The sequence below is a fragment of the Martelella limonii genome (assembly GCF_013344475.1).
In the GTDB taxonomy this organism is placed as follows: domain Bacteria; phylum Pseudomonadota; class Alphaproteobacteria; order Rhizobiales; family Rhizobiaceae; genus Martelella; species Martelella limonii.
Genome location: NZ_JABUOU010000029.1, coordinates 1 through 1231 on the forward strand (window position 1 = coordinate 1; position 1231 = coordinate 1231).

At 64.8% G+C, this 1231-nt stretch carries 2 protein-coding genes; both read right to left on the reverse strand.

The annotated features are described in order from the left end of the window. Window positions 1–269: 269 nt before the first annotated feature. Entirely contained in the window at window positions 270–602 is a 333-nt protein-coding gene (locus HPQ62_RS20880; RefSeq protein ID WP_174804521.1) for a hypothetical protein, read from the reverse strand. Window positions 603–604: 2 nt separating this feature from the next. Next, window positions 605–1231, reverse strand: a 627-nt coding sequence (locus tag HPQ62_RS20885; protein ID WP_174804522.1) for a DUF1403 family protein, incomplete at its 5' end; no start/stop codon positions are given.

The following is a 1231-nucleotide window of genomic DNA, read 5'->3' on the forward strand; positions in this document are numbered from 1 at the left end:
ATCTGACGCTTCACGTCAGCATCCCGCCCGCGGGTTTCGGAATTTTCCTGCATCGAAATGTCCCGACCGACTTTGCTTTTCAACGGACGCCGAAAAGTCCGCCTGGCTATTTCTTATGACCTGCTCGCCAGGATGTCGACATCTATACACTGGCGTGTTCAGGTGTTCGTCCTGCCTTGATCGATTGGCACATTGCCGTGGTGCGATCCTCCCGCGCGTCCCGCGCCTTCCTGATGATGTCGGCTAACTCTCTCACTTAGGACGCAGCCTCATTCCTCCTCGCCCTCCATCTCGGACACCATCACCTCTTCCTGAACGGCCTGGCGGCTGAGCAACCCTGCATCCTCCAATGCCCCGATATCCGGCAGGTCGCGCAGCGTTTCCATGCCGAATGCCGAAAGAAAGTGCTTGGTCGTGACGTAGGTATAGGGCGCGCCGGCGGCGAAGATCACCGCCTCCACCCGCAGCATCCATTCGCGCCATCGCAGGTCGGGCGGCAAGGCCTCAAGCTCGCGATCGAAGAGGCGTTCGCCTCCCGCCTTTTCGTCTTCGGCGCTCGCTTTCCGGCGGCGGGACGGCCTGTTATTTGCTGCTCCCGCCATCGTCACAACCCGTAAATCCGGAACCACGACCGGCCCGACAGTTCGCGCACGGCGCCAAAACCTTCGAGCCTTTCGAACAGGCGCGTGGCGGCCCAGCGGGAGAGATTGCTGCCGGGGGCACTCGCCGGGCTGGCGTCCGCATCCAGCAGTTTCTGAATGACAGGGCCGGCGCCCTTGGTCCGCACCTTCGGCGTCACGGCTACAAGAACATTCGCCCGGCGCGCGATCGCGTCCGCCGCGCGCAGCGCGGTTGCGGCGCCATCGACGAGCGCCAGGCAGACGGCACGACCAAAACCTGGTTCTCCCGGCCGCACGCGTCCCCTGCCCCCGATTGTGCGAAACGCCGGGCCATAGCGCTCCGCCATCAGCAGCGGCACGGGTCGGTTCGATTTCAGGAGGGAAGCAATCAGCATGTCGGCCATGGCCCAGGCCAGCGGCTCCGCATCCGGGCGAACGGCGAGGATCGCGGTGACGAGGTCGGCGACCACGAAGGGGACGGCCCGGCCCGACTGGAGCGCGGTGTCTGCCAGCTCCGGGATGGCGGCGAGGTGGTCGTCAAAGGCGAGCCCCATCAGGTCGGCAAGATCTTCGACCTGCTTCGCGGCAAAACCGGGTTTTCGGGTGGCGAG

What these genes read in the sequence shown, in the direction of transcription:
- HPQ62_RS20880 (WP_174804521.1), bottom strand. Translation starts at nt 602, where the DNA reads ATGGCGGGAGCAGCAAATAACAGGCCGTCCCGCCGCCGGAAAGCGAGC.